The organism is Stenotrophomonas sp. AN71 (genome assembly GCF_050435725.1).
Classification (GTDB): Bacteria; Pseudomonadota; Gammaproteobacteria; order Xanthomonadales; family Xanthomonadaceae; genus Stenotrophomonas.
In genome coordinates this window covers 59172-76792 of sequence record NZ_JBNDKU010000013.1, presented here as the reverse complement: position 1 = coordinate 76792, position 17621 = coordinate 59172, and the positions used below count along the sequence as shown (strand labels likewise).

The 17621-nt window shown below is 63.9% G+C and carries 30 protein-coding genes and 1 tRNA gene; 21 read left to right on the top strand and 10 right to left on the bottom strand.

The annotated features are described in order from the left end of the window. Window positions 1-35: 35 nt before the first annotated feature. Genes ABH900_RS17835 through ABH900_RS17815 form a run of 5 tightly spaced genes read right to left on the bottom strand, consistent with a single transcriptional unit; the run spans window position 36 to window position 1222 of the window. On the bottom strand, window positions 36-293 hold the full coding sequence (locus ABH900_RS17835; RefSeq protein WP_429624453.1) for a hypothetical protein: 258 nt from the start codon (window positions 291-293) through the stop codon (window positions 36-38). Continuing rightward, window positions 290-445, bottom strand: a complete 156-nt coding sequence (locus tag ABH900_RS17830; protein WP_429624452.1) for a hypothetical protein — start codon at window positions 443-445, stop codon at window positions 290-292. The genes ABH900_RS17835 and ABH900_RS17830 overlap by 4 nt, the downstream gene beginning before the upstream one ends. Next, window positions 442-651: a hypothetical protein gene (locus tag ABH900_RS17825; RefSeq protein ID WP_223485286.1), complete on the bottom strand. Its 210-nt coding sequence runs from the start codon at window positions 649-651 to the stop codon at window positions 442-444. The genes ABH900_RS17830 and ABH900_RS17825 overlap by 4 nt, the downstream gene beginning before the upstream one ends. Next, the gene (locus ABH900_RS17820) at window positions 648-884 is read right to left on the bottom strand and encodes a hypothetical protein (RefSeq protein WP_134832331.1); all 237 of its coding nucleotides are present in this window, start codon (window positions 882-884) and stop codon (window positions 648-650) included. The genes ABH900_RS17825 and ABH900_RS17820 overlap by 4 nt, the downstream gene beginning before the upstream one ends. Further along, entirely contained in the window at window positions 881-1222 is a 342-nt protein-coding gene (locus ABH900_RS17815; protein ID WP_429624451.1) for a hypothetical protein, read from the bottom strand. The genes ABH900_RS17820 and ABH900_RS17815 overlap by 4 nt, the downstream gene beginning before the upstream one ends. A 171-nt stretch (window positions 1223-1393) precedes the next feature. Between ABH900_RS17815 and ABH900_RS17810 the strand changes: the two genes are divergently transcribed. Next, a complete protein-coding gene (locus tag ABH900_RS17810; protein ID WP_429624450.1) occupies window positions 1394-1810 on the top strand; it encodes a hypothetical protein in 417 nt (138 codons plus the stop codon). Between the two features lie 29 nt (window positions 1811-1839). Here the strand turns inward: ABH900_RS17810 and ABH900_RS17805 are convergent, their stop codons facing one another. Beyond that, window positions 1840-2523 carry a S24 family peptidase gene (locus tag ABH900_RS17805; RefSeq protein ID WP_429624449.1) on the bottom strand — a complete coding sequence of 228 codons (684 nt, stop codon included), beginning with the start codon at window positions 2521-2523 and terminating at the stop codon, window positions 1840-1842. Between the two features lie 77 nt (window positions 2524-2600). On the opposite strand from ABH900_RS17805, the gene ABH900_RS17800 reads away from it, so the two are divergent. Continuing rightward, window positions 2601-2837 (top strand): hypothetical protein, encoded by a 237-nt coding sequence (locus tag ABH900_RS17800; RefSeq protein ID WP_429624448.1) that lies wholly within the window; start codon window positions 2601-2603, stop codon window positions 2835-2837. Window positions 2838-2986: 149 nt separating this feature from the next. Here the strand turns inward: ABH900_RS17800 and ABH900_RS17795 are convergent, their stop codons facing one another. After that, window positions 2987-3448, bottom strand: a complete 462-nt coding sequence (locus ABH900_RS17795; RefSeq protein ID WP_429624447.1) for a hypothetical protein — start codon at window positions 3446-3448, stop codon at window positions 2987-2989. Window positions 3449-3598: 150 nt separating this feature from the next. On the opposite strand from ABH900_RS17795, the gene ABH900_RS17790 reads away from it, so the two are divergent. Continuing rightward, a complete protein-coding gene (locus ABH900_RS17790; RefSeq protein WP_429624446.1) occupies window positions 3599-4042 on the top strand; it encodes a phage regulatory CII family protein in 444 nt (147 codons plus the stop codon). Between the two features lie 181 nt (window positions 4043-4223). Here the strand turns inward: ABH900_RS17790 and ABH900_RS17785 are convergent, their stop codons facing one another. After that, on the bottom strand, window positions 4224-4424 hold the full coding sequence (locus tag ABH900_RS17785; RefSeq protein ID WP_164158310.1) for a hypothetical protein: 201 nt from the start codon (window positions 4422-4424) through the stop codon (window positions 4224-4226). A 50-nt stretch (window positions 4425-4474) separates the two neighbouring features. Between ABH900_RS17785 and ABH900_RS17780 the strand changes: the two genes are divergently transcribed. The 3 genes from ABH900_RS17780 to ABH900_RS17770 are packed head-to-tail and all read left to right on the top strand — an operon-like array spanning window position 4475 to window position 7604. Next, window positions 4475-5503 (top strand): hypothetical protein, encoded by a 1029-nt coding sequence (locus ABH900_RS17780; protein ID WP_134832339.1) that lies wholly within the window; start codon window positions 4475-4477, stop codon window positions 5501-5503. Beyond that, window positions 5500-6978: a replicative DNA helicase gene (dnaB, locus tag ABH900_RS17775; protein ID WP_429624445.1), complete on the top strand. Its 1479-nt coding sequence runs from the start codon at window positions 5500-5502 to the stop codon at window positions 6976-6978. The genes ABH900_RS17780 and dnaB overlap by 4 nt, the downstream gene beginning before the upstream one ends. Beyond that, window positions 6975-7604 carry a hypothetical protein gene (locus tag ABH900_RS17770; RefSeq protein ID WP_429624444.1) on the top strand — a complete coding sequence of 210 codons (630 nt, stop codon included), beginning with the start codon at window positions 6975-6977 and terminating at the stop codon, window positions 7602-7604. The genes dnaB and ABH900_RS17770 overlap by 4 nt, the downstream gene beginning before the upstream one ends. Here ABH900_RS17770 and ABH900_RS17765 read toward each other — a convergent pair whose 3' ends face one another. Both ABH900_RS17765 and ABH900_RS17760 read right to left on the bottom strand, forming a co-directional pair. Continuing rightward, window positions 7605-7865, bottom strand: a complete 261-nt coding sequence (locus ABH900_RS17765) for a hypothetical protein (protein ID WP_429624443.1) — start codon at window positions 7863-7865, stop codon at window positions 7605-7607. A 201-nt stretch (window positions 7866-8066) separates the two neighbouring features. Then, the gene (locus ABH900_RS17760; RefSeq protein WP_429624442.1) at window positions 8067-8669 is read right to left on the bottom strand and encodes a hypothetical protein; all 603 of its coding nucleotides are present in this window, start codon (window positions 8667-8669) and stop codon (window positions 8067-8069) included. Between the two features lie 104 nt (window positions 8670-8773). On the opposite strand from ABH900_RS17760, the gene ABH900_RS17755 reads away from it, so the two are divergent. The 15 genes from ABH900_RS17755 to ABH900_RS17685 all read left to right on the top strand — a co-directional run bounded on the left by ABH900_RS17755 (window position 8774) and on the right by ABH900_RS17685 (window position 17620). Beyond that, on the top strand, window positions 8774-9001 hold the full coding sequence (locus ABH900_RS17755) for a hypothetical protein (RefSeq protein WP_429624441.1): 228 nt from the start codon (window positions 8774-8776) through the stop codon (window positions 8999-9001). Continuing rightward, entirely contained in the window at window positions 8998-9459 is a 462-nt protein-coding gene (locus tag ABH900_RS17750; RefSeq protein WP_429624440.1) for a RusA family crossover junction endodeoxyribonuclease, read from the top strand. Before ABH900_RS17755 ends, ABH900_RS17750 begins: the two co-directional genes overlap by 4 nt. Next, window positions 9456-9671 carry a hypothetical protein gene (locus tag ABH900_RS17745; protein ID WP_429624439.1) on the top strand — a complete coding sequence of 72 codons (216 nt, stop codon included), beginning with the start codon at window positions 9456-9458 and terminating at the stop codon, window positions 9669-9671. The genes ABH900_RS17750 and ABH900_RS17745 overlap by 4 nt, the downstream gene beginning before the upstream one ends. Further along, on the top strand, window positions 9658-10191 hold the full coding sequence (locus ABH900_RS17740) for a hypothetical protein (protein WP_429624438.1): 534 nt from the start codon (window positions 9658-9660) through the stop codon (window positions 10189-10191). Before ABH900_RS17745 ends, ABH900_RS17740 begins: the two co-directional genes overlap by 14 nt. A gap of 17 nt (window positions 10192-10208) precedes the next feature. Beyond that, window positions 10209-10679, top strand: a complete 471-nt coding sequence (locus ABH900_RS17735; RefSeq protein WP_429624437.1) for a hypothetical protein — start codon at window positions 10209-10211, stop codon at window positions 10677-10679. 235 nt (window positions 10680-10914) lie between these two features. Beyond that, window positions 10915-10999: transfer RNA gene (locus ABH900_RS17730), tRNA-Tyr, on the top strand. 81 nt (window positions 11000-11080) lie between these two features. Then, entirely contained in the window at window positions 11081-11563 is a 483-nt protein-coding gene (locus ABH900_RS17725) for a glycoside hydrolase family 108 protein (RefSeq protein WP_429624436.1), read from the top strand. Next, complete coding sequence (locus ABH900_RS17720; protein ID WP_134832349.1) at window positions 11563-11892, top strand: hypothetical protein; 330 nt, start codon at window positions 11563-11565, stop codon at window positions 11890-11892. Before ABH900_RS17725 ends, ABH900_RS17720 begins: the two co-directional genes overlap by 1 nt. Beyond that, window positions 11889-12101 carry a hypothetical protein gene (locus ABH900_RS17715; protein ID WP_053506032.1) on the top strand — a complete coding sequence of 71 codons (213 nt, stop codon included), beginning with the start codon at window positions 11889-11891 and terminating at the stop codon, window positions 12099-12101. Before ABH900_RS17720 ends, ABH900_RS17715 begins: the two co-directional genes overlap by 4 nt. Before the next feature lies 1 nt (window position 12102). Next, window positions 12103-12246: a hypothetical protein gene (locus tag ABH900_RS17710; RefSeq protein WP_429624435.1), complete on the top strand. Its 144-nt coding sequence runs from the start codon at window positions 12103-12105 to the stop codon at window positions 12244-12246. Then, on the top strand, window positions 12243-12719 hold the full coding sequence (locus ABH900_RS17705) for a lysis system i-spanin subunit Rz (protein ID WP_429624434.1): 477 nt from the start codon (window positions 12243-12245) through the stop codon (window positions 12717-12719). The genes ABH900_RS17710 and ABH900_RS17705 overlap by 4 nt, the downstream gene beginning before the upstream one ends. Before the next feature lie 2 nt (window positions 12720-12721). Continuing rightward, window positions 12722-13186: a terminase small subunit gene (locus tag ABH900_RS17700; protein ID WP_429624433.1), complete on the top strand. Its 465-nt coding sequence runs from the start codon at window positions 12722-12724 to the stop codon at window positions 13184-13186. Further along, the gene (gene terL / locus ABH900_RS17695; RefSeq protein WP_429624432.1) at window positions 13101-14630 is read left to right on the top strand and encodes a phage terminase large subunit; all 1530 of its coding nucleotides are present in this window, start codon (window positions 13101-13103) and stop codon (window positions 14628-14630) included. Before ABH900_RS17700 ends, terL begins: the two co-directional genes overlap by 86 nt. Further along, window positions 14630-16414, top strand: coding sequence for an anti-CBASS protein Acb1 family protein (locus ABH900_RS17690; protein WP_429624431.1), 1785 nt, complete (start codon window positions 14630-14632; stop codon window positions 16412-16414). The genes terL and ABH900_RS17690 overlap by 1 nt, the downstream gene beginning before the upstream one ends. Before the next feature lie 3 nt (window positions 16415-16417). Next, window positions 16418-17620, top strand: coding sequence for a DUF2213 domain-containing protein (locus ABH900_RS17685; protein WP_429624430.1), 1203 nt, complete (start codon window positions 16418-16420; stop codon window positions 17618-17620). Window position 17621 lies beyond the last annotated feature (1 nt).

The following is a 17621-nucleotide window of genomic DNA, read 5'->3' as shown; positions in this document are numbered from 1 at the left end:
ACCTCGTCGGTTGAGCCGGCCGGGCCGGCAGTGGGTTACTGCAGGTCTTCCGCCGGTACCGGCAGGGCGGAGGTCAGGGACTGGATGCCGCTGCGGCGTTCGTCCAGCGCTTTCTCGGCGCGGAACCACTCCAGGGCGGTCTGATAGACGGCTCCGGCCAGCACCGCGCGGGCCATCAGCAGCGAGAGGTAGTTGCCATGCACCACGGCCAGCAGCGCGCCGGCGGCACCGAAGCCACAGATCAGCGACCACATGAAAACCGGCGCGAGGATGTAGCTGAGGCGGCGGCTCACGACATCACCGCCAGCAACATGTCCTGAAAGATCAGCACGGCAGCAGCGCCAACGATGAAGCCGATCACCGCGCCATAGGCCATGAACTCGACCGACATGCGGGTGGTCTCCGCCTTCAGCAGATCTTCGAACTGGGACGTCCTGTCGCTCATGCGGCCTCCGGGCCAGGCTGGTTGGAGAACTCATCGCGGAACTGGCGGCGCAGCCGCAGCGCGTTGTCCACTACCGACAGGCCCCGGTTGCCGCGGCGCTGCTCGGCGTTGAGACGGCGGAACAGCGGCGCCGGGCTAAGGCCGGTGCAGGCGATCGCATCGCGTACGGCCTGGAACTCGCGGATCTGGCGAACGTTGGTGTTCATGCAGTAGCTCCTTCGGGTGCGTGCTGGTTGCTGGCGATGAGGCGGGCAATCTCGGCCCGTGCGGCGCGCAACCGGTCGCGGCGGTACTCCGCCCAATCGCAGACGCGGTCGGCGTGGATGTCGCGCTCGCCCTTGCGCGCTGCTGTGCGGTCCGCACGGGCGCGATGACGGGAAAGGGACTGGCTGATCACCTCGATTTCGTCGTCGAGGATCTGGAGGACGGTGGCGCTCATGCCGCTACCTCCGCCAGGAGATGGTCGATAGCACCGTTCGCGGACAGGCCTTTGTCGTCGGCCGTGTCCTCGACTTCGTCGTTGACGTAGGCGTCCCGAGCCTCGCGGATCAGTGCAGCGAAGGCGCTGTCCTGGCACGCGTCTAGCAACCGGGCGGCCTTGGCCCAAAAGGTGGCGGGCTGGAAGCCAAAGGTCTGTTCCAGCATGGCCGGCGCGGCGCGGAGGGCTTCCAGCGCAGTGCTGTCCACGGCGGCGTCGGCGGCGATGCCCGGATCCTCGCGGTTCTCCCAGGTTGCCTGGGCGCGGCGGGCAGCTGAATTGCGGGCGGTGTGGTCCATCTGGGGCTCCGGCGGTCCAGCACGGTGCTGGTCGACGGCTGACAAATTACCAGACGGTAATTTCTTGTCAATACCAAATGGTAAATATTTTTGGCATGCGGCTCTGCAATGTCGCCGGCGGTAAGGGCGCCAGTGGGTTCCGGTAGACTCGAAGCCTTACAGGGAGGCCATATGAAGAAGGTTGCAGCTTTGGGATGCGTTGCAGTGCTCGTCGCAGGGTGTTCCTCGACGCCAGTCACCCCGGGAACCGCCAAGGCTGTGTCAGCCAGCAGGGTGTACGACGCCAGCTACCTCAACGGCAGTGCCGAACGGTCGGCCACCATCAACGTCACCCGCGACAAAGGGTTCGCAGGCGGAGGTTGCTCGTTCGACATCCTGATTGATGACCAGAAGGTCGTTGCGCTGAAGCCAGGCGAATCGGCGAGCATGCACGTAGTGCCCGGCTCGTATTTCCTCAAACTTGAGGCTGGCGGAGGCCTCTGTCAGAACGTCTCAACGTTCCAGAATGTGACCGTCGCGGCTGGCGACGAGCTGGCCTACAGAATTCTCTGGCCAGCTGGCGGTCGCCCAACGATGGAGCGGAAGTAGACCCCGCTCCAGGGTCGCATCACAAAGGCTTAGGCGACGCGTTCCAGGTGCTGAATCAAGTAGACCCTGCCACCGATAATCGCTTCATCGGTGAGGCGGAACGGCGGATAGAGATTCTGATCGGAGCTGCGCGCCCAGATCCCATCCGGCTGCGCCTGTAGTGCTTTGATCTGCTGGCCATAGCCGGTATTGATCAGATAGAGGCCGTCCCCCACAAACTCGTTGCAGCCAGTGTCGACCAGCACCATTTCGCCTGGCCTGATCTTCGGCGCCATCGAGTCGCCCACACCTGTCACCAACTTCAATCGCCCTGGCGGCGGCATGAATCCTACGACCGACCTGATGTAGGCAGGGGCGAAGTCCATCGCTTTGATGACTTCCGGGAAATCCTCGTTCACACGCCCCATGCTTCCCATCTGCGCCTCCGCGTCGATCTGTTCGACGCGAACGTAGTCAGACTGCATCGCAGAAACTGCGACAGCTACTTTTCCCCCATCCAACCCAGATAGGTAGCCAGCAGGCATGTTGGCCGATGCCTCAATCGCTGCAGCCTTCTTCTCGCCGAAGGATTTGTCCTTCAGAAGCCCCGACAGCTCGCCTTGGTTGATAGTCGTGGCCATGACGAACGCAGCTTGGCTGCCGCGATGGTGCGTGTCGATCCACTCACGCAGGCGGCGACGGCGGGTGGCAACTATCGGGGTGTCGGCTTTCATACCCGAAGTTTCAGTTACCGAGGGGTAATTTACCAAACGGTGTTGACTGACAATTACCATATGGTAATCTCCAGCGCATGGACACCCTTCGCACCTACCTTTCGACCTTGAGCCCGGCTGACCAGGCGGAATACGCCAAGCGTGCCGGCACTTCCATCGGCTACCTGCGCAAGGCCTTGAGCAAAGGCCAGCGCTTCGATGGTGGGCTCGTTCGCCAGCTCCACGTACAAAGCGAGGGCGCTGTCTCCCTGACGGAGCTGCGACCGGATATCTGGCCCCCGGCCGCTAACGACGACCAGCAGGAGGCAGCCTGAGATGGCCGACTCACCTGCGGTGAAGATCCACGCAATGGTGGTCACGGCCAGAGGCCTGTTCGTAGAAGACGAGCAGGGGCTCATCGAGACCGATGAGTTCCTGATCCCGCTGACGGAAGACGCCTGGCTGGTCATGGCGCGATCGCAGGTCAACTCAAGAACCTTTGTAGTAGAGGGAGTGCGAGTGGCCAGTTTTTCAAACCGGCGTCCACAAGCTGCATGGCAAGGTGTTTTGTGGTCTCGGCGGGCAGCTGTCGAAGCTGATCGAGCAATCGCTGCTTTTGAGTCTGGGGCATGTCCGACCGGTGGATCTGCAGCTCAATCAGTTGGTGGATCTGATCCTCATGCAGCTTGATCGTCACCACGCCGAGCTCGCGCGTCAGCCCGCCGTCCTCGGCAAGGTAGTCGCGGCCTTTCGTTGTGATGCGAGCAAAGCTAAGCCCCTCCAGGAAGAAGTCTGCCTTTACCAGGCCGTGGTCGTGCAGGTACCGGGCGACGTCCTCGATCGCTTCGGAGGTACCGGCGTCGGCGAGCTGCTCCGCAGTAAAAACGCTGTTCGGCTTCTCGTTCAGACGCTTCAGCACTTCAAGCATCAGTTCCTTGTTGAGCATATGTCGCCCTCCTTGCGGGCAATGGCTGTGCGTGTGGTGACCGCAGCCTACCGCAAGGAGGACGACCCCCTTCATCCCTGATTTGACGTTGTACATGGCGCAGATGGTGCGCCGCCGTCGCCGCCCCGTCTCCAATCGAGTAACCCGCCCATGAATGTCACTGATGCCGCCTACGACACCGTCCACCAGCACCCCGGCGGCAGTGAGGCTCTGGCGCCCAGGATGGGCATGTCGGCCGCCACGCTACGCGGCAAGGTCAACCCGAACACCGATCGAAACCTGCTGAGCCTGCAGGAAGCGGACACGCTGATGGGTAGGACCGGTGATTACCGGATCCTGCATGCGCTATGCGCAGAACACGGCTTCATCGCTCAGCGCGTCGATGCGCCCCAGTCCGGCAACCTGATCACTGCATTGCTGTCGGCTGCCGCCGCGAAAGGCGATCTCGCGGAGCTGGTCTCGGAGGCGATGGCCGATAACCGCATCACGCCGAATGAAGCCGACGCAATCGCGCGTGCCTGCCAGCAGGTCATGGCCGCGCTGGTGCAGGTCAGCCAGCACGCAGAGGCAGCGGCGGAGCGGGGTGGGGTATGAGCGTAACCCCGGGTCACATCGCGGCAGTTAGCGTGCAGCGTCGCCGCCGGCATGCCATAAGGTGGGTGTCCACCCAGAAAGGGGGACACCCCATGAACGCTACAGAGAAAGCCCTCGTTGTCGTCCGCACGCTCTGGCACATAGCTGGGTGCCTGCAGCTGTTGGAACCCAGTGGTGCGGATCAGTCTTCCAACGGATCCTGCCCTGGGAAGCCCAAGACGTACTTCACTTCGACGTACGAGTCGACGCCTTCGTTGACTGGGACAGTATCCACGGAAAGCAGTCGCCAGCCTTCAGCAAGAAGCTTGTTGGCATGGTCCTCATGGCGCTCGGTCTTCACCTTGACCATGCGGCTCAGCATCGTTGCAACGGGTTCGGCCATTTCAATCGTCCTTGGGCGGGTGTCTGCCGATCATACCGGAGGGCTGCGCCATGGCTGAGTCCGAAGTCCGTCAGGCAAAAGGCCGCTACCGCAAGGTGGAGGTTCGCACGTGGGGTGACGAGAAGTTCCGGCGCCTGACCCCGATCCCGCCTTGTGGTCAGGGTCTGTGGCTGTTCCTGATCACCGGTCCGCATACCGGCCCCATCCCGGGGCTGTTCCGTGCTGGTCGCGCCGCGATGGCTGAGGAACTGGATTGGGATATCGAAGACTTCGACAAAGCCTTCGGGGAAGCCTTCCGGGAAGGCATGGTCAAAGCCGACTTCAAGGCCCGCGTTGTGTGGGTCCCCAAGGCAATAAATCACAATCGGCCTGAGTCGCCCAACGTGGTGCTGAGCTGGGCCGCAGAGTTCGATCTGATCCCCGAGTGCGCCCTCAAGTGGGAAGCACTTGAAGTCCTGAGAGCCTTTGTCTACGGACTTGGAGAGGCTTTCACCAAGGCATTCGATAAGGCTTTCGGGAAGGCCTCAGGAAAGCCTTTGCCAAAGGCTATGCCTAATCAGGAACAGGAACAGGAGCAGGAACAGGAACAGGAACAGGAAAGAGCTTCCTCGCTTCGCTCGGATTCGTCCAACGCCGGTGGCGTGGACCTGCTTGGGGACAACGCTGACCAGTCCAAGGGACAGGGCAAGAAGCAGATCGCCAAGGACGAACTGAAGGCACGCAGGGCGGACCGGATCCGTGAGATCGCCACCGATGCGCAGACCGCGTACAACGCCATCCTGGCTAAGCCCCACGGCCAGCTGTCGGCGTGCACCGTGCTGAACAAGCCGCGGCTCAAGGCCGTGGAGGGGGCGCTGCCGACGGTTCGGCAACTGTGCCAGGCGATGTTCGGCAGCGAGAAGGTCACGCCGCAGTTCTGGAAGGCCTACTTCGAAACGGCCGCAGAGGATGACTTCCACAACGGGACCGGCCCCTACACGGCGCCGCATGAGAACTGGCGGCCCGACTTCGAGTACCTGTTGCGGGAGACGGTCATCGCGAAGCTGGCCGATCGTGCTGCGTCGGAGGCTGCGGCATGAAGGGACAGCCAAGCGAAGCGGATCGCCTGGCCGGCCTGTACGGTGACCAGCAGGCCCTGCGCCTGCCGCCGCACAGCATCGATGCCGAGCAGTCCGTACTGGGCGCGCTGATGCTGGTCAATCGCGCGTTGATCGAGGTGCAGGACGTCCTGGTGGAGGAACACTTCTACCGCCGTGACCACCAGCTGCTGTGGCGCTGCATCCTGCAGCTTGCCGAGAAGCGTCAGCCGTTCGACGCGGTGACGATCTCCGAATGGTTCGAGGCCACTGGCCAGCTCGAGCTGGTGGGCGACGGCGCCTACATCATCGAGCTGGCCAACAACACGCCGTCGGCGGCCAACGTGCGTGCCTATGCCGAGATCGTGGCGGAGAAGGCCAGGTTCCGCTCCCTGATCGACGCGGGGCACGAGCTGATCGACGCTGCGTACAGCCCGGAAGGGCGTAGCGCGCTGGACCTGGTTGGCCAAGCACAGAGCCGGATCGGCGGCCTGCTGGACAACGAGCCCTGCGACCTTGAGCCCGTGGCACCGGTAATGGCGCGCGTGTTCGAACAGCTCAGCCGTTCGTCCTCCACGCCCAACGCCATCAGTGGCCTGCCGGTGGGCATGTGGGACCTGGACGTGATTCTGGACGGGCTGCAGCCAGGCCGGCTCTACGTGCTGGCTGCGCGCCCCAAGATGGGCAAAACAACCTTGGCGCAGAACATCGCCGAGTACGTGGCGATGCGCCTGGAGCGCTCCGTGGCGTTCTTCAGCTTCGAGATGAAGCCGGAAGAGCTGGGCAAGCGGATGCTGTGCAACCAAGCTGGCATTAGCGGGAACAAGCTGCGTAGCGGCAACCTGGACGAGATCGACTGGCAGAACGTAACCGAGTGGACGCGTCGAATCGGCGAGGCATCGATCAAGATCAGCCGCCCGCGCATCGCCAAGGTGCAGCACGTTTGCGCGCAGGTCCGCCGCATGAAAGCGCAGGACCCGAAGTTGTCGCTGGTGGTGATCGACTACCTGCAGCTGATGTACGTAGATGCTCGTAACAACCGCTCCGAAGGCATCAGCGACATCACCCGCGCCCTGAAGCTGCTGGCCAGCGAGTTGGATATCGCGGTGCTGCTGCTGAGCCAGCTGAATCGCGACGTGGAGAAGCGTCCGGGCGACAAGCGGCCGATCGTTTCGGACCTGCGCGACTCCGGTTCCATCGAGCAGGACGCCGACGCAGTGATATTCATCTACCGCGACGAGATCTATCACAAGGACAGCCGCTGGGAGGGCACGGCCGAGCTGATCGTGGCAATCCAACGCGATGGCGCTCCCGGCATGGCCCGTGTGCTGTACCAACCGGAGTACTTCCGTTTCTCCACGCTGCCGGAGTACTGGCAACCGAAGCAGTCGGCAGCCAATGAAGACAGCAACGGGGCAGCGCCTCGAAAGAAGCGCTCTGGCCTCGCCGCCCATCTACCTCAAGCAGGTGCCGCATGACCGCGATGACAGCAGCTGCGCGGAAGATTCGTGCGAAACGGGCCAGCAGGCCCATCTACGCTACCTGCCAGCGGCTGGTTGATCCGGCCACAGGCGAGGAGATTGGCGCGTTCGCTCCCAGCAACGACATCGACCGGCGGCTGGCCAAGGACCGCGGCTACCGGGTGGGCCACGAGTATCGGCTGGAGATCAAGGCGTCACGCAACGCAGCCTTCCACCGCCTGGCCCACGTCGTCGGGCATCTGCTGGTGGACAACGTCGAGGCGTTCCGCGACCTGGACGCGCACGCAGCGCTGAAGAAGCTGCAGCTCGAGTCTGGCATCTGCTGCGAGACAGTGGAAATGGACGCCAGCCCGGTCATCGCAGCGCTGCTGGATGCGGCCGAGACGGTGCTGGGCGCCGGCGCGCGCAAGGTGCTGTCGGGCGTGCTGCCGGAGATTCGCACCATTCCGGTGAAGGTGGCCCAGTCCCTGGCCTTCGATTCGATGGAGGAGGAGGACTTCGCCACCTTCTTCAAGGGCATCACCGCATGGATCGGTGAACACTACGCGCACGTCATGCTGGACGATGTGCGCGCGGACTACTGGCGAATGGTCAACGGCCGGCAGCAGGGGAGGGCTGCATGATCACAGGTAAGTCTTCGCCGGCGGCGGCGGCGGGTTGGGCATGTTCTGCTTCGCCCGAAGCACGTAGAGACGTTCACTACCGGTGGTGGTCAGCTTCAAGTGGCTCACAGGCCGATTGCCCGGCAGGGCCTGTCCGGAATGAATCGTGGCGTAACCGTGGGGTAGCAGCTGAGCATAAGGAGCGTCAGTTGCCAATGCGTATCCATTCTCCACATTTTCGAGCAGGCCAAGCAGATGCAGCTCATCGGGCCAGAGGTTCATTGCAATCTCTCTTGATTGAGGTTTCCAGAGCATGAAGCACTGGCGATCTAGGGGCAACAAGGCCAAGGTCCAACAGGCCAGGCTTGACACCATCAAGGATACCGGGTGCATTTTCTGCCACTACACCCGCTTGATGCTCGACAACGCGCGCGCAAGGCTCTGGGAAATGGTCGGGCATAACAGGAGGGTGGCGTGATTCTTTCAAGCCTTCCACAGCGGCGCGCGGATCTTCTTCAGCGCAATTTCGCTCTTTTCGTGGGCGAATTCGAGCAGGCGAATGAACTCGTCTGCATTGGATTGATCAAGAAACGAACCACGGATCAGGTCCTGCGCTTGCAGATAGAAGGAGGTGACCGTAAGGAAGTCCCCGCCACCACCGGCATCGCCCAGAAGAAAGCACTCTTTCTCAAGTTCCCTCATCTCGGCCGAAAGAGGCTGTGGGTGAATGATCGTGACAACGGTGCCCGACCGTTGGGTGCGAGCAAACTCGAGTTGCCTCTTCAAGACCTTTTGGAATCTCTCCATAGCACGATTGGCTCGGGTGTGGCGACTCTTCATTTCCAGGTCTTCTTTCCTGGCAGCCTCAGCTTTAGAAACCCTGCGTTCGTGAGCAGCTATACCGATCGCGGCAAGTATCGCTCCGACGCTGCCGACAGCTTGGACCCAGGCAGGCCAATCAATCTCTGCAGGCGGCCGGGGCTGCGGTGGGTGCTTGCTAAGAAGCGCCCATGTCAAACCCGCGCCCGTGATAAATGCCATCACCGTCACCACCGCCCAGTCCCTGTCCGTACGTCCCTGCTTCATGATTCCCCTCCTGTGTTCGCGGGGATTCTACCCCTCGGGGTGGCAGCGTGAGGACGAAGAATTCTAAGGCCTTCACTCCCGCCGAGAAGCAGCATGTAGACGCGGTGAAGCTGCTGCCCTGCAGCGTCTGTAGCCGGCCTGGTCCGAGCGATGCTCACCACATCAACCAGGGTCAGCACTTCACTACCGTCGCGCTGTGCAAGGACTGCCACCAAGGCAGCAAGAACGGCTGGCATGGCGAAAAGATCATGTGGCGCATCCACAAGATGGACGAACTGGCCGCCCTCAACGTCACCCTTTCCCGACTAAGCCTACAGGAGGCCGCACGATGATCCACCTCACCCTCCCGTACCCGATAAGTGCGAACCGCTACTGGGCCGTGCGCGTGATCCCACGGAAGCCGAAGCCTCTGGCGATCACCTACGTGACAGAGGAAGCGAAGAATTACAAAACGGCGGTGGGCTTTCTGGCCAAGGCGGCTGGCATCCGCACGCCGGCGACTGGCCGCGTGGTGCTGCACATCAAGCTGTTCCCGCACCGGCCGCAGGACTGGGCGAAGCGCGCGCGGAAGGATCCGCAAACCTGGGACGACACCGTGCAGTGCATCGATCTCGGCAACTGCGAAAAGGTGCTGTCCGATGCCCTGAACGGCATCGCGTGGGTAGACGACAAGCAGATCCGGCGGACCCTGCTGGAACGCATGGAACCGGACGAGAAGGGCGCGCGGCTGGAGGTTGCCATCGAGTATCTCGCAGCGGCGCCTTCACTTCTGGATGGTCTGGCCGCATGACCGGGGCAGAACTGCGCATGCAGAAACGCTACCGGTCCTACGTCCAGAAGCACGGCCGCTGCTCGGTCTGCCAATTCCGTGCCGACGGCGCCGCTGGATTTCACTGCAAGGGCTGGCCCGAGCGGGTCGGCACCTGCGACACCGACAGACAGCTGCCGGTTTTCCGATTCGATGACGCCGTACTGGAGGGCATGCGCGATGCGCAACAATGATCCGCTGACCGAAGAACTGCGCCGTTGGGGTCACGCCCAGGTGAATCGATTTGCGCTGAGCCGCACCGACCGCAGCGTCCATGTCCTGGACAAGGTTCGGGACCATGCACCGTTGACCAAGGAGCGGGCCCTGAAGGATCTGGTAGGGCGGGATGGTCTGGATCGCCGCAGACTGATGGCAGCGGGGGCAGGGGTGAAGGGGTTGCAGATCGTTCCCATGTGGGCAGCGGATCCCATTCGGGCTTCCAATGACGCTGACCATCCCCACGACAACCCCGAGATCGCTGTGGACGTTGGTGTGCCTGACGAACTGCGGTGGGTGGATAGGGCGCTGGCCTCGATGGAACGGCAGTACCCCATGCGTGCGCTGATCGTGCGCACCGAGTTCACGGCGTCAGCCAGCCAGGCGGTGAAGGCACGCATGGTGGCCGAGAAGTACGGCGGCACCTTGACCCTTCGACAGTATCGCTACGAGTTGGGTCGTGGCTTAGACTCCATGCGCGGCGCGATGGCCGCTTGAGTAGGGAGGTGCGTGGAATGGAAGTCGTCGTCGCCGCTCTGGCCGTCCTTGTCGCAGTCTTGACGTGGAAGGCGCAGGAGGCCCACAACAAGCTGTCTGTAAGGCCGCTCGCTGCGGTGGTCTGCAACGACCTCAACGGCCGGATTGTCGTGACGCTAGCCAACCATGGCACTGGTCCATTGGTGATCGAAACGTTGCGCGTATGGAAGAATGGGGTCGAGGTCGGAGACACTCTTTATGAGCAGTGCGACGATTGGCTCCAGCTTGAGTGGTTTGTCGGAAACGTCGATCAGCGTTCTATCCCAGTGGAGGGGAAGATCAGCCTCCTGCGTTACAAGGGGATATCCAGCTCGAATAAGGAGCATCTCCGTCACATCCTTTCAGAGCTTGAAATCCGCGTGACGTACAGGGATATCTACAAGGAACTGCAGCCGATCTACAGCCGTAAGCTGGATTGGTTTGCACGGGAGCGGCGCAAGAAGGGTTGACAGTGACGTAACCGAATGTTCTGATTCTGCAACTGTCAAGAATTGTCCCTGAAGCCCCGGCCCTGTGCTGGGGCTTCTGCGTTTCCGGGACTCAGAACACCGATCAACCACCGCGCCGAACCCCCCTCCGCTCGCCGTGAGGCGATTGGGGCTGGCGACAACGCAGGCGGGCGGTCTGCGCACGGCCGTTGAGGCCGGGCAGCGCCTAGGCAGCGGTGGTGATCGGCCCTACATCGGGATGAGTTGCCAGATGGGCGCTGGGCCGGGCTGTAAATCCGGCGTCTCCGACTCGCGTGGTTCGACTCCACGTCATCCCACCACCTACGCCCGCAGCCCCCCGGACCAACCACATCCACGCGCACCAGCCGGTAGCGGGGCGGGCACCTTTTTGGATAACCCCTATGAGCCAGTTCGACCAGATCATCGACCGAGTGCTGGCCCATGAGGGCGGCTACGTCAACGACCCGCGTGACCCGGGCGGCGAGACCCAGTGGGGCATCAGCAAGCGGTCGTATCCGCAGCTCAACATCCGGGCGCTGACCCGGCCGGACGCCGTGGCCATCTACCGCCGGGACTTCTGGCAGCGGGTGAGCGGCGACCAGCTGCCGAAGGCCTTCGCCTTCCAGGCACTGGACGCAGCGGTCAACCACGGCATCGGCAACGCCGTCCGCTGGATCCAACGAGCTGCCGGCGTGGCGGACGATGGGATCATCGGTCCCCGCACCATGGCCGCGGTGGCTGCGGCCGACCCCGCCGACCTGGTGCTGCTGTTCAACGCTGAGCGCCTGGAGTTCTACGCCAAGCTGGGTACGTTCGATACCTTCGGCCGTGGTTGGACGCGGCGCGTGGCCGGCAACCTGCGGTACGCCGCCAGGGACAACTGATGCCGGCGGCCAAGGCCAAGGCGGCCAAGCTCTCGCCGGTCAGTCAGCTGCAGGGCGTGCTGGTGGTGCTGGAGAGCCGCAAGGCCAGGAACCCAACCGCCGAGCTGCTGTCCGCCATCCGCGAGATGGTGAGCGACGCGCTCGCGGTGCTGCAGGAGCCGGATCCCACCAAGCAGCGCATTGCGTTCGTGCTGCTGGCGGTCCAGCAGTCCACGCAGGTGGCGATCAAGGAAGTGCGCGGCAAGCGCCTCACACGCGTGACCATCATCGACCAGCCCCTCTATCACTGGGCGCTGGAGGAAATTCACTCACTGGCAGGTGCCGCATGACCTTCGCGACACGCAACATCGGCGCCGCGCGCGTCGGCATCGCCGTGCTGGTGCTGACCATGCTCGGTCTGGCCATGGCCGCGCTGGTTGCGGTGGCCATCCCCGCCGAGAACAAGGATTCCTTCGGGATGCTGGTAGGCGGCCTGAACAACGCTACCGGCATGGTGATCGGCTATTTCTTCGGGATGACCCGTAGGTCGGGAGGCTGATATGTACGACGGACTCGGGAACGTGTTCGCTGCGGGCATCGTGTTGGCGATGCTTGCCGGCGCAGCCTTGACGGGCATCCTCTATTGGCTGGTTCCGCTTCTGTGGGGCCTGATCAAACCCTGGCTGCACGTGGTGACCGGATGAATCGGGCAGCCATTGCCGTGTTGGCCTTCATCGTCTGGTCTGCAGCTGCATTCGGCGCTGGCTGGGCCTGGCGCGGCGACCGCGCCGAGGGCAAGGAAGCCCAGCAGCAGGCCAGCACCAGCGCCGGCCAGGTCCAGCAGCTAACCGAGACCCGTGCCGTCGAGCACAGCCAAGCCGCAACGCTGGCCACCATCGGAGCCAAGCATGAAGAAGACCGGACTGCGGCCACGGCCGTCCCTGCTGCTGTTGCTGCTGGCGTCCGTGATGGCAGCCTCCAGCTGCGCGACGACCTCGCCACCTGCAATACCGCTCGCCTGTCCGAAGCTGTCGCCGGCGCCATCGAACGTGATGCGCACGCCGAACTACGAGCAGAGGTCGCGGGAGCTCTTGTTCAAATCGGACGCGATGCCGACGACCATATCCACGCCTGCCAAGCCGTGATCGCGGCAGATCGGGCCGACCTGGCGCCTTAACGATGGCCATGGCTTCACTCACCCCCAAGCAGCAGCGTTTCGTGTCGGAGTACCTGAAGGACCACAACGGCGCGCAGGCGGCCATCCGGACCGGGTACAGCGCAAAGACCGCGAAGCAGCAGGGCTCCCGACTACTGTCCGAGCCACGGATCCAGGCCGCAGTGCGCGCCGGCCAGCAGAAGGTGGCCAAGAAAGCCGAGGTGACCGTCGACAGCCTGATGGCCGAGCTGGAGCAGGCCCGCAAGCTCGCGCTGAAGGAGAAACAAGCCAGCGCCGCGGTCACCGCCACGATGGGCAAGGGGAAGCTGGCCGGCCTGCTGGTGGAGAAGCACAAGCACAGCGGTGCGATTGGCACCTACGACCTGAGCAAGCTTTCAAACCATGAACTCGACCGCCTTGAACAGATCCTCGGTCCGCTTGCCGACGCTGGCGGAGATCCGGGCAGAGCGGGCGAGGAGGGCGGCTGACACTGAGCGCGAGCGCCTTGCCCGCGATGGCGAGGCTATCAGGCATCGCTGCACCACTCTAGCTGGCTTCATCCGGGAGGCCTGGCCCGTTCTGGAACCCGCGCAGCCGTACGTGCACGGCTGGCACATCGACGTCCTGTGCCAGCACCTGGAGGCGATCACCGACGGGCAAATCACCCGGCTGCTGATCAACATCCCACCGGGCACCATGAAATCACTGGTGGCCAGCGTGTTCTGGCCGGCATGGGAATGGGGGCCGCGTGGCCTGCCGTCGATGCGCTACCTGACGACCTCCTATGCGGAGAAGTTCGTCAAGCGCGACAGCCGGCGCATGCGCGACCTTGTGCAGTCGGAGTGGTTCAGCAGTCTCTGGCCAGAAATCGAGCTGAACCGATCGGGCGAGATGTCCTTCGCCAATTCGAAGATGGGCAACCGCGAGGGCATGGCGTTTGCCAGCCTGACCGGCGGCCGCGGCGACCGCGTCATCATCGATGACCCGCACTCGACGGAGACGGCGGAGAGCCCTGCGGAGCGCGCGACGACGACGCGCATCTTCCGTGAGTCGGTGCCAACGCGACTGAACAATCCAGCCACGTCGGCCATCGTGGTCATCATGCAGCGCCTGCACGAAAAGGACGTGTCGGGGCAGATCCTGGACCTCGGCCTCGGGTACGAGCACCTGATGCTGCCGATGGAGTTCGAGCCAGAGCGCCGATGCCGGACGTCTATCGGGTTCGAGGATCCGCGCACTGAGGATGGCGAGCTGCTGTTCCCTGAGCGCTTCCCCCGCGCGGTGGTCGAGCGCGACAAGAAGATCCTGGGTAGCTACGCGGTGGCCGGCCAGCAGCAGCAACGGCCAACCCCGCGCGACGGTGGCAAGTTCAAACGGGACTGGTTCGAGGTCGTGGAGGCAGCGCCGGCGATCTTGGCAGCGCGGAAGGTGCGCCGCTGGGACTTCGCGGCAACGGATCCGAAGCTGCAGAAAAAGAAGGGCGACCCCGACTACACCGTAGGCCTGCTGTTGGGCGAAGTCGGCGGGGTCTATTACGTGCTCGATGTGGTGCGTGACCAGAAGTCGCCCGCAGGCGTGGAGACGATGCTGAAGAACACCGCGCTGCAGGACGGCAAGGCGATCAAGGTCCGGATTCCGCAGGACCCTGGCGCCGCCGGCAAGAGCAACGCCGCGCACCAGATCAAGCTGCTCGCCGGCTGGGACGTAAAGGCGGCGCTGGAATCCGGATCCAAGGAGGTCCGGGCAACGCCGGTCGAGGCCCAGGCCGAAGCCGGAAACATCAAGCTGGTCAATGGCCCATGGGTGGCGGCGTTCTTGGATGAGATCGCCGAATTCCCCAACGCAAAGCACGACGACCAGGTGGATGCGCTGTCAGGCGCCTTCGCTGAGCTGGTCACCGGCAGCACCTACAACCTCGGGAACGCGCTCTGATGGGCAAGCTCGCACAAATCAAAGACGGGCTGGTCAACCTGGTTGCCAACCTGGGCACGCCGCGCGACAAGGCGGCGGCCACCTTCTACGGCGTGCCGACGTTGTCGGAACAGGAGGCGGATAACGCGTACCGCGGCACTTGGTTGGCTCGGAAGGTGATCGACATCCCGGCGATGGACAGCTGCCGGAAGTGGCGCGGCTGGAGCGCAGACCAGGAGCAGATCACCGCGATCGAGGCAGAGGAGAAGCGGCTGGGCCTGCAGCAGAAGGTCCTGAAGGCGATGATCCGCGCACGGCTCACCGGCGGCGCCGCGCTCTACATTGGCACGGGCCAATCGGACCCGATGCTGCCGCTGAAGCCTGAGTCCATTGGCAAAGGCGGGATCCGCCACATCAACGTGCTTTCGAAGCGAGTGCTGCAGGCGGGCGAGCTGGACCTTGACCCGGAATCGCCGGGTTACGGCCTGCCGGCGTTCTACACCCTGAGCAGTGGCACGGCTGGGCAGGTGCAGATCCACCCGTCGCGCCTGGTGATCCTGCACGGTGCGGAAAAGCCGGATCCGGAGTTCGGCATCAGCGACGGATGGGGCGACTCGGTGCTGCTGGCGATCAGCAAGGCCATCAAGGATGCCGACGCCAGCGCCGCGAACATTGCGTCGCTGGTGTTTGAAGCGAAGGTCGACGTCATCAAGATCCCGAACTTCATGTCCATGCTGGCGGACAAGGAGTACGAGCAGCAGGTGCTGCAGCGGCTGCAGCTGGCGGCCATGGCGAAAGGCATCAATGGCACGCTGCTGCTGGACGCCGGCGAAGAGTATGAGCAGAAGCAGGCGCAGTTCGGCGGCCTGATCGACCTGCTGATGGGCTTCATGCAGCTAACCTCCGGCGCGTCGGACATCCCGATGACCCGCCTGCTGGGCCAGTCGCCGGGCGGCCTCAACGCCAGCGGCGAGAGCGACCTGCGGAACTACTACGACCGCATCAGCAGCAACCAGGAGCTGGTCCTGCAGCCGGCGCTGCAAGTGCTGGACGAATGTCTGATCCGTTCGGCGCTCGGCAGCAGGCCGGCTGAGGTGTTCTACAACTGGCGCAGCCTCTGGCAGACCACCGACACCGAGCGCGCGACCATCGGCAAGACCACAGCAGAGACCATCAAGACCATCTCCGAAACGCGGCTGCTGCCGGATGAGGTGATGTCCACGGTGGCGGTGAACATGCTGACCGAGGCCGGAGTCGCCCCGGGGCTGGAGGCTGAGATGCTCGAGTACGGCAAAGCCAGCCCGCAGGAATCCACCGGTGAGGATGACGACGAGCAGCGCGCCGCAGCAACACCGGTGACGGACGCTCAGCCGCGCTCGCTGTACGTCAGCCGCAAGGTTGTGAACGCGGACGAGATCGCAGCCTGGGCGAAGGAGCAGGGCATCGAACAGCTGCAGGATGACCTGCATGTGACCGTCGCCTACTCCCGCCAGGCGTTCGACTGGATCAAGGCCGGTAACGCCAACGAATGGAGCAACGGCGGCAAGGATGAGCTGGTCATCCCCGAGGGCGGCCCGCGCGCGGTTGAGCCGCTGGGTGGGATGTCGGCGGTGATCCTGTTCGCGTCGTCGCAGCTCTCCTGGCGGCATGAAAGCATCATCCGCGCGGGCGGGTCGCACGATTACCCGGATTACACCCCGCACATCAGCCTGACGAAGGCGGCCGTCGACCTGTCGAAGGTCGAGCCGTACCGCGGCCGCATCGTGCTGGGCCCGGAAATCTTCGAAGAAATTCGAGAGGACTGAATCATGGAGATCTTCGACAGCCTGGCGCTCGATGCGTCCGGGCTCGCTTTTACGCGCGACGGTTTCCTGGTCGGCGATGCCAAGGTCAGCCGCGCGGGCAACGTGCAGCAGTACCTGGGCCGCGAGCTGGGCCTGACCGGCGAAGACGCGGGGCGGGTGTTCGGCGTGTACCGCGACCCGGCCACAGTGTTCGATGAGGACAGCATGCGCTCGCTGGTAGGCAGGCCGGTCACGCGCGGCCACCCGCCGAAGGGTGTCACCGCCGACAACTGGAAGGAGCTGACCGTCGGGCAGGTGGGCGGTCGCGTAGTGCGCGACGGCGAACACGTTGTCGCCCCCATGGCGATCATGGATGCCGCATCCGCCAAGGAGGTGGCCGCCGGCGCTCGCTCGCTGTCCGCCGGCTACTCGGTGGAGATCCTCGCCGATGAAGGCGTGGCGCCCGACGGCACCCCGTACCAGTACCGCCAGGCCGGCCCGTTGCGCTTCAACCACGTGGCCTATCTGCCGGACAACAACCCGCGCGCCGGCAACACCCGCATCGGCGATTCGCAATGGGGCCCGGCCCCGCTCACGCAGTACGAACTCGCGCTAGTCGACCGGGCGCGTGGTCAGCAGCACCAGCACGGCGACGACCACAATCCATCTACGAGGAAAGACCCCATGAGCGACAAGACCATCTTGGTCGATGGGCTGTCCGTCGTCACCAACGACGCCGGCGCCCAGGCCATTGGCAAGCTGCAGCAGCAGCTGAAGGATGCACAGACGGCGGCTGGCACCGCCGAAGCCGCGCATCAGGCCGCCATCACCGCCAAGGACGCTGCAATCGCCAAGGCTGAAGGCGAGCGCGACGCGCTCAAGAGCCAGGTCCTCAGCGATGCCGACCTGGACCAGCGCGTCCAGCAGCGCGGCGACCTGATCGCCAAGGCCAAGGCCGTGCACGACGCCGACTACAGCGGCAAGAGCGACGCCGACGTCCGCAAGGCCGCAGTGGTGGCGAAGCTGGGCGACGCCGCTGTGGCAGGGAAGCATGAGGCTTACGTCGAAGCACTGTTCGACGGCCTGTACAGCAACGCCAAGCCGCGTGATCCGGTGGCCGTTGCTCTCGGCGATCGCGCAACCCACCGCCAGACCGTGCAGGACAACGGCTATTCCGAGTCCGTCGCTGGCCTCGACTACCGCACCGCCAACCAGAAGGGGGCCTAAG